This is a genomic window from Bacteroides sp. ET489 (genome assembly GCF_030518095.1).
Lineage (GTDB): Bacteria > Bacteroidota > Bacteroidia > Bacteroidales > Bacteroidaceae > Bacteroides > Bacteroides ndongoniae.
In genome coordinates this window covers 26,970-35,457 of the sequence record NZ_JAULLJ010000034.1, presented here as the reverse complement: position 1 = coordinate 35,457, position 8,488 = coordinate 26,970, and the positions used below count along the sequence as shown (strand labels likewise).

Here is an 8,488-nt window from a genome sequence, read left to right as displayed (position 1 = left end):
AATGAATATCAGAGATGACAATCCGGCTCCTCATGAGTTTGGACATATAATTGGTTTGGCTGATAAATATGTTACTGATAAAAAAAGTCCTTTGAAAAACCAACCGATTGATGATTCATGGAGTAGCAATATTATGGGTGTATGGGGTGGAAAAGTAGAAAAGATAAATATGGACTTACTACTCACGAATCCTATTCAGATATACAAAATCCTGTCACAATTCTACAAAGATTTACCATGGGGCAAATATATGCAATATGATTATAACATTAATGCAAATAATAGAGAACACCAATGAAGAAAAGAATTGTGATATTAGAAATTATATTGTTGAGTCTATCCTATATGGGGTGCCGCTCTGAGCACAAAGTCTCCTGCGACGAATCTTTGGATTCTTTACTACATGATTATTATCGACTTGAGTTTGAAAATCTTGATTCTGCAACTTTCAAAAACGGTTATACGCCTTTTCCCTATTTAGGAATAACTGGATATAGCTTGTATGAAGTCATTGAGAAATGGGGAATGCCGATTTGTCCTCCTATAATATGGAATGACGTAGAAATTATACCACATGATGACGTATATTTTCTTAGAGATGCATATCCTGTATTAAAGGCATTACATAAGACTGCGCCTCTTAATCTCTATGAATTTAAATGGACTCCTTATAAAGATAAGAACCTGCATGTAACAGTATGTTTTATAGAAAATTGCAGTAATTTAATAGCAATAACTGGTGAGTGTTTGGATTCAACAATCCATCTGATGGTAGAATAAACAGTCTATAATCTTATATAAAAAGCAATCCTTGAATTATATATTTAAACTGTTTCAAGGATTGCTTTTATTTATAAATATACTTATAGTAAATAATGCTACTATCCGGCACGCACCCTCCGCGTCACGAAAACCGCCGACGAGGCGGACCTCTCGCTCCATGCCTTCTGCTACACCTACGACGAAAGGGGACGATGCACGGAACTGAAAAAGCCCGAAACGGGAACCATACACTATGGATACGGCAACTACGACCTGATGCTTATCTCGCAGGACGAAAAGCAACAAGCAGCCAACCTCATGACTTTTTACCTGTATGACAAGATGCACCGGCTGGTGGTAAAAGGAGAATGCGAGATTCCGTTAAACTTTGCAGGCGCCGAACAGGCAACCATCTGTACATATACAGGACCGGGAACGGGCATTGACGGATGCGGATATACGGCCAACTTCAACTTCCCTTCGCCCGTGTTACAGCTTGTCAACTTTTACGACGATTACAGCTTCCGCACCGGAACCGGATTCAACAACACGAATTTCCCAGCGCCGGTCGGGAACTACAGCTGCGGCAGGAAGACGGGAAGCATCGTCTATGTGCCCGGACAGGACACACGCTTGTACAAGGCATATTATTACTCGATGCGGGGAAACCTGATCCGTGAAGTGAGCAGCAACCTTCGCGGAGGATATGACACGACGGAGACCACCTACAGCTTCACCGACCGGCCGTCGCACAGCACACACACGCATACGGCACAGAACGCGCCGACCCTGACCGAGGCTTACGACTACACTTACGACCATGCCGACCGGCTGACCAAAGTGGAGCATACCTTCGGAGGAGTAAAGCAGACCTTGCTGGCACATGCATACGACGAGTTGTGCCGACTGTCGCATACGGATTACCACGGAAGTTCCGCCAACCGACTGACCTACAGCTACAACACACGCGACTGGCTCACAGCCATCATCAGCAGTCCCTTAGCTAGCATCACAGACTACAGAACAACTTCACAAAGATGGGTACGCTCAAGTCGATCAGGATGCCATGAAAGATGGCTATCGGCATCATCTCCTTCCCCGAACAACGGGCGATGGAAGGCAGAAGGACGTCCATCGAATTGACACCTGCTGCCGAAATAGGTGCCAGACGGCCAAAGTATTTCCGTATCAGCGGTGCGCCTACCAGCGACATCATCTCGCGGATAATATTGCTCAGCAAAGCAATCGTACCCAGCTCGGTAGCCAGTTGCAGGCCGATAGAGGGCTCCTTGAACTGAGTGATCAGGATGGACGACAGCGAATAGTATGCGAATCCACTGCCCACTGCCATGCAATCGAACACGCTCCACTGGCTCAACAGCAAGCTGGCAATGGCCGAAAAAATCAGTGTACCGGTAATGGTGGCCAACGGAACCAGCAGCATCTTCGGACTTAGCTGCTTCAGCTCACTGCGCAAAACTTTATTACTGCCCAGTCCGATGCCCACCTGCAACATCAGCGCATAAAGGATGCAAAGCGACCAGTTGTGCATATCAGCCTCCGGATGCCAGTAAGTTCCTGCCAGACATCCCACGGCAAAAATGGCAATAACGATCAGACTATTCTTCATTTCTTTCCTCTCCTTTCTTGAAAAACAATTGAAATACGATACGGGCTGCCACGATGCTGCCACTCAAACTTAAAACGGCCAGTATAGCTGCCTGCCATCCGAATCGTCCCAAATTGTCCACAATCAGATGATTCGACCCGATGGACAATCCCAACACAAAAAGCAAGGCAAATACGGTCAGCGAAGTAGTTTTCTCAATCTTCTGAAGAAACTTTCCTTCGTGCAGAAAATGGCCGATAACAAAACCAGCCAACATAGTAGATATAATGCTGAACATAACTTTTGATTACAAGAAAAAAGTTGTGGTAAATTGTATAGCACACACATCATCGGATCCCGATGTAAAGCAGGACCTGAATAGGTAACTCCCCCTCTGTCTACAATAAAGACAGGAAGGAGGAGATTATAAAAAAATTACATGGAGAGTCGGACTTAGATAAAACCACTGAACCAGTGCACATGCACCGTCTGCTGGCTGTCTGTACCGTTCTGCTGGCAGACAGGCCGATAGGACGCGTAAAAAGTATAATTCATCATCTGGTTCATAAGTTTCTTTCTGTTTTCGGCGGCAAAGGTAGAACTTTTCTGCATATATTCCAAATAAATATTCATTTTTAATTGCGCCACTAACTTTTTCAGGTTTAGTATTTACTAATGGGTGCTCGGATTACCTTCCACGGTATATTTCCGTATAATCCCACACCTAAAGCAGAAGAAACTGCTCGCAAAACTTTCTACACCGGCTGCCGGCAGCTTAAAAACTTTCTTCCGAACATTTGTGTATCTGGTGCGCATGACGTAATTTTGGCACAATTTACAATCACACCGATGCGTATAACCAATCAAGGGAATCTGACGGAAGGAAGCATTACGGGAACCATGCTCCGCTTTGCCTTTCCGCTGATGCTGGGCAACCTGCTGCAGCAGTGCTACAACATAGCCGACACGCTCATCGTTGGCCGCGTGTTGGGTGCCCAGGCATTGGCTGCGGTTGGCTCGTCGTATGCCCTCATCGTATTTGTAACATCAGTCTTCATCGGGCTTTGCATGGGATGCAGCGCGGTGTTCTCCATGCAGTATGGTGCACGCGACCTGGCAGCCATGCGGCGCAGCATCTTTTCCGCCATGCTGATTGTCGGGGGTGTCACCCTCGTGCTCAACGTTGCCTCTTTAACCTTGCTGACTCCCATCATTCGCTTACTGCAGACACCGGCCGAAGTCGAACAGATGACCTACCGCTACCTGTTCATCGTTTTTCTGGGCATGATACCGGTCTGCATCTACAACTTCTATGCTTTTCTGCTCCGTGCCATAGGCAATTCGGTCATACCACTGGTATTTCTGCTGGTATCGGTTGTCCTCAACATCGGGCTCGACCTTGCCCTGATGCTTGGTCTGGGCATGGGAGTGGAAGGAGCTGCCTGGGCCACGGTAATAGCGCAAACCGTAGCCGCCATAGGGCTGTATGCCTACACACGCAGCCATTTCCCCGAACTTCGGCTGTCGCAAGCCGACCGCGTAACCGACTTCCGTTCCATCCGCCGCATCGCTTCCTACTCGTTCCTGACGTGTGTGCAGCAATCGGTCATGAACTTCGGCATCCTGATGGTGCAAGGCTTGGTCAATACGTTTGGCACCGCCGTCATGGCTGCCTTCGCCGCTGCGGTCAAGATAGACTCTTTCGCCTACATGCCCGTGCAGGATTTTGGCAACGCCTTCTCCACCTTCATCGCCCAAAACTACGGTGCCGGCCGGCACGAACGCATCCGTCGTGGCATCCGCAGCGCCGTGGTGCTGACTACCGTTTTCGCCCTGCTGGTTTCGGCTGCCGTCTTTGTCTTGTCGCCATGGCTGATGTCGCTGTTTGTTCCACCCTCCGAAACCGGCATCATCGCCATAGGCGTAGAGTATCTCCGCATCGAAGGCAGCTTCTATGTAGGCATCGGCTACCTGTTTCTGCTCTACGGTTTCTACCGTGCCGTAGCCCTACCCTCCATGTCGGTAGTTCTGACCGTCATTTCACTGGGCAGCCGCGTGCTACTGGCTTACGTGCTGGCAGCCATTCCTTCGGTAGGCTACACCGGCATCTGGTGGTCGGTACCCATTGGCTGGGCACTGGCCGACGTGGCTGGCGTATGGTACTACCAGCGAAAACTGTCCGACCGGCTGCGCCCGACAGACTGCACAGCATCGTGTTCACCCTAATCATCCGTTCACTCATGAGAAAAGTAATTCTTGCCATTGATTCCTTTAAAGGCTGCCTCAGTTCGAAAGAGGCTGAAACAGCCGCCGCACAGGGCATACGCCACGCATTCCCCACGTGCGAAACCATCTGCCTGCCCGTGGCCGACGGCGGAGAAGGCATGCAGAGAGTCCTGACCGAAGCCTTGAACGGCCAGGAAATCCGGTTGTCAGCCCACGACCCGTTGATGCAGATGCGCCAGACGGCATACGGTCTGTCGGGCGACGGTACAACGGCTTTTATCGAAATGGCCGCCATCAGCGGGCTACCGTTAGTTCCGCTCCGGCAGCGCAATCCGTCGCTGACCACCACCTACGGAACGGGCGAACTGATCAAAGATGCCCTGAACCGCGGCTGCCGTCGTTTCGTCATCGGGCTGGGAGGCAGTGCCACCAACGATGCAGGACTGGGCATGCTGCAAGCCTTGGGATTCCGCTTCCAGGACAGGTACGGCAACGAATTAGGCAAAGCCCAACCCATGTGCGGGCAACTGCTGAACGAGATAGCCTTCATTGACTCCTCCACCGCCCTACCTGCGTTGCGCGAAGCCCGTTTCACCGCCGCCTGCGATGTATGCAATCCGTTCTTCGGTCCCGAAGGAGCAGCCTGCGTCTTTGCACCGCAAAAGGGAGCAGACCCGGAAATGGTGGCAGCACTGGACAAGGGACTGCAACACCTGGCGCAAGTCATCCAGCAGACCACCGGACGCGACATCGCCACGTTACCCGGCGCCGGAGCAGCCGGAGGCATGGGAGGCACCCTGTCTGCCCTGCTCAACGCCGAACTAAAGCCCGGCATAGACTTACTGCTCGACCTGACGGACTTTGACAAGCTAATCGAAGGTGCCGACCTCATCATCACCGGCGAAGGAAAATCGGACCGCCAGACGGTGATGGGCAAAGTTCCGTCGGGCATCCTGAAACGGGCCAGGCGGCAAGGCATCCCCGTCATCCTCGTATCCGGCAGCATCGAAGATGCCGATATCCTGAACCAGGCCGGCTTCCGTGCCGCCTTTTCCATTACTCCGGCTCCGATGTCTTTGGAAGAAGCCATGCGACCGTCCACGGCCTGCCAAAACATCATGCAGACCGTCGGACAGATCTGCCGGATATGGGACGGAACGTCTGTTTTATAAAGCCTTCCACTGAAACAAGCATAAACGGGCATAAAAAGAGAGTGTATCAAATGAAAAAACGGCTTTTCTCAGGCATGGATTACACGGAGATTCACGGATTACTTCTTCTTCCGGGTAATTCTGTGCTCATTTCACATAAGCCAGTTATTCTTCAATTGATACACTCTCTATATACTCGGCGTCAAGCAACGACGCAACCTTCTCTTTAAGAAAGCTTATGGATAATCAGTCCTGAACGCAACTTCGGTTCGAACCACGTTGTCTTGGGAGGCATGATGTTGCCCGTATCGGCAATGTCCATCAGCTGCTTCATGCTGACCGGGTAGAGCGCCAGCGCCATCTTCATCTCACCACTGTCCACACGGCGCTTCAACTCGCCCAATCCACGGATTCCGCCGACGAAGTCAATGCGCTTGTCCGAACGGAGGTCCTTGATGCCCAATATCTCGTCGAGAATCAGGTTGGAAGAAATCGTTACGTCAAGCACCCCGATCGGGTCGTTATCGTCGTACGTACCCGGTTTGGCAGTCAGGCTGTACCACTTGCCGTCCAGATAAAGCGAGAAGTTGTGCAGACAGGCCGGTTTGTAGATCTCGGCACCCTTTTCCTCTACATCGAAATGACGGCTTACCGCTTCAAGGAACTGTGCAGGAGTCAGACCGTTCAGATCCTTCACGACACGGTTGTAGTCGATAATCGTCAGTTGGTTGGCAGGGAAGCACACCGCCATGAAGTAATTATACTCTTCATCGCCCCGGTGATTCGGGTTCTGCTTTGCCTTCTCGGCACCGACCAACGCAGCAGCGGCACTGCGGTGGTGTCCGTCGGCAATGTAGAGAGCCGGCATCTTGGCAAACTCGCGGGTAATGGCAGCGATATCTTCCGGACGGTCAATCACCCAGAATGTATGACCGAAACCATCGTCAGGAGCCACAAAGTCGTACACGGGCGGCTGTGCCGTATAGCGGGCAATCAGTGCATCGAGCGTCTTGTTGTCGGGATAGGCAAAAAAGACCGGTTCGATGTTCGCATTGTTCACGCGGACGTGTTTCATGCGGTCTTCTTCCTTGTCGCGGCGGGTCAGCTCATGCTTCTTGATGACACCGTTCATGTAGTCGGGCACGTAAGCGCCTACCACCAGTCCGAACTGCGTCTTGCCATTCATCGTCTGGGCATAGATGTAATAGTTTTCTTTCTCGTCCTGCACCAGCCAGCCTTTATCCTGGAATTTCTGAAAATTCTCGGCAGCCTTCTGGTAAACACGCGGATCGTGTTCGTCGGTACCTACAGGAAAGTCTATCTCGGGCTTGATAATGTGGTAGAGAGACATCTCATTGCCTTCGGCCTCGGCACGCGCTTCTTCAGAGTTCAGCACGTCGTAAGGGCGGGAAGCTACTTTTTCCACCAGCTCTTTTGGGGGACGGAGTCCCTTGAATGGTTTGATTGTTGCCATAAATACTCAGTTTTCTTTTGAAGTTGTTTTCATTCTACGCTTAAAGGCAAACGCTATTTCGAAGGCTGCCACGCACAACAGAAGCAATGCCATTCCCTGTAAAAAGCCTTCCGCATAATCGGACATGCTGACCAGACCTGTCAACCCGTTCAGCGAAACAGCCAATATCAACGGAATGTATATCTGTATGCACTCTTTGGTTTCCTTCTTCATAGCCGTACCTTTTATTTTATTTGTTCACGCGGAACTTCTCGCAACCGTCTTTCAGGAAGCCTACAATCTGTTTAGCGGCAGCAATACCGGCATTGATGTTGGCTTCGGCGGTCTGTGCACCCATCTTCTTGGGTGTAGAGAAATAGCGACCTGCAAACTTGGCAGCAAACGTTTCGTGAGCAGCCGGCATGATGTCGGTCATGTACTTCAGGTCGGTACGCTCTTCCATCAGCTGAATCAGTTCGGCCTCGTTGATAACCTCCTTACGGGCTGTGTTCACCAGCAGTCCGCCTTTCGGCATCTTGCCTACCAAAGCATGATTGATAGAGTTCTTTGTTTCGGCAGTAGCCGGAATGTGCAAGGAAACGACATCACATGTAGCGTACAGTTCCTCGGCCGAACCAACCGCTTTCACGCCATCATTTTCGATAACCTCTTTCGGGCAGAATGCGTCGTAAGCATAGATTTCCATGCCAAATCCCTTGGCGATGCGTGCCACGTTGCGACCTACATTTCCATAAGCATGAATACCCAGTTTCTTACCTTTCAACTCCGTGCCCGAAGTACCGTTATACATATTGCGTACAGCCATCACCATCAGTCCGAAAGCCAGTTCGGCTACGGCGTTCGAGTTCTGTCCCGGCGTATTCATCACACATACATTGTGAGCAGTAGCAGCTTCCAGGTCTACATTGTCGTAACCGGCACCGGCACGTACCACAATCTTCAGCTGCTTGGCAGCGTCCAATACTTCTGCGTCAATGATATCGCTGCGGATAATGATGGCATCGGCATCCTTTACTGCATCCAGTAACTTGGCTTTCTCACCATATTTTTCCAGCAGGGCCAATTCGTAGCCTGCTGCTTCTATTTCCTTACGAATACCGTCTACGGCCACTTTGGCAAACGGTTTGTCTGTTGCAACTAATACTTTCATAGTTTTATGATATTAGAAAAAAAATTCACCACAGAATACACCCATCATCACAGCCATCATCCGAAAAAGAGTATCTGTGGTAATCTGTGCAATCTGTGGTGAACTATAATTGGTTT

At 50.3% G+C, this 8,488-nt stretch carries 10 protein-coding genes; 4 read left to right on the top strand and 6 right to left on the bottom strand.

Annotated features, from left to right (window positions below; translation table 11 throughout):
• Both Q3C19_RS15035 and Q3C19_RS15030 read left to right on the top strand, forming a co-directional pair.
• Positions 1-298 (top strand): hypothetical protein (locus Q3C19_RS15035; protein ID WP_302730392.1); only part of this gene is annotated, 298 nt, incomplete at its 5' end.
• Entirely contained in the window at positions 295-780 is a 486-nt protein-coding gene (locus tag Q3C19_RS15030) for a hypothetical protein (RefSeq protein WP_277120695.1), read from the top strand. The genes Q3C19_RS15035 and Q3C19_RS15030, both read left to right, overlap by 4 nt.
• Positions 781-1,771: 991 nt before the next feature.
• Here the strand turns inward: Q3C19_RS15030 and Q3C19_RS15025 are convergent.
• The 3 genes from Q3C19_RS15025 to Q3C19_RS15015 all read right to left on the bottom strand — a co-directional run bounded on the left by Q3C19_RS15025 (position 1,772) and on the right by Q3C19_RS15015 (position 3,004).
• Positions 1,772-2,392: a lysine exporter LysO family protein gene (locus Q3C19_RS15025; protein WP_022162025.1), complete on the bottom strand. Its 621-nt coding sequence runs from the start codon at positions 2,390-2,392 to the stop codon at positions 1,772-1,774.
• Positions 2,382-2,669 carry a LysO family transporter gene (locus Q3C19_RS15020; RefSeq protein WP_071149880.1) on the bottom strand — a complete coding sequence of 96 codons (288 nt, stop codon included), beginning with the start codon at positions 2,667-2,669 and terminating at the stop codon, positions 2,382-2,384. The genes Q3C19_RS15025 and Q3C19_RS15020 overlap by 11 nt, the downstream gene beginning before the upstream one ends.
• Positions 2,670-2,824: 155 nt before the next feature.
• Positions 2,825-3,004: a hypothetical protein gene (locus Q3C19_RS15015; RefSeq protein WP_071149881.1), complete on the bottom strand. Its 180-nt coding sequence runs from the start codon at positions 3,002-3,004 to the stop codon at positions 2,825-2,827.
• 222 nt (positions 3,005-3,226) lie between these two features.
• Here Q3C19_RS15015 and Q3C19_RS15010 point away from each other — a divergent pair, with 222 nt between their 5' ends.
• Positions 3,227-4,597 carry an MATE family efflux transporter gene (locus Q3C19_RS15010; RefSeq protein WP_302730394.1) on the top strand — a complete coding sequence of 457 codons (1,371 nt, stop codon included), beginning with the start codon at positions 3,227-3,229 and terminating at the stop codon, positions 4,595-4,597.
• Between the two features lie 14 nt (positions 4,598-4,611).
• The gene (locus tag Q3C19_RS15005) at positions 4,612-5,769 is read left to right on the top strand and encodes a glycerate kinase (RefSeq protein ID WP_302730388.1); all 1,158 of its coding nucleotides are present in this window, start codon (positions 4,612-4,614) and stop codon (positions 5,767-5,769) included.
• 205 nt (positions 5,770-5,974) lie between these two features.
• On the opposite strand, the gene Q3C19_RS15000 is transcribed toward Q3C19_RS15005, so the two are convergent.
• Genes Q3C19_RS15000 through Q3C19_RS14990 form a run of 3 tightly spaced genes read right to left on the bottom strand, consistent with a single transcriptional unit; the run spans position 5,975 to position 8,372 of the window.
• A complete protein-coding gene (locus Q3C19_RS15000; RefSeq protein ID WP_022163268.1) occupies positions 5,975-7,222 on the bottom strand; it encodes a DUF1015 domain-containing protein in 1,248 nt (415 codons plus the stop codon).
• 6 nt (positions 7,223-7,228) lie between these two features.
• Entirely contained in the window at positions 7,229-7,435 is a 207-nt protein-coding gene (locus Q3C19_RS14995; protein ID WP_022163269.1) for a hypothetical protein, read from the bottom strand.
• Positions 7,436-7,451: 16 nt separating this feature from the next.
• Positions 7,452-8,372: an NAD(P)-dependent oxidoreductase gene (locus tag Q3C19_RS14990; RefSeq protein WP_071149886.1), complete on the bottom strand. Its 921-nt coding sequence runs from the start codon at positions 8,370-8,372 to the stop codon at positions 7,452-7,454.
• Positions 8,373-8,488 lie beyond the last annotated feature (116 nt).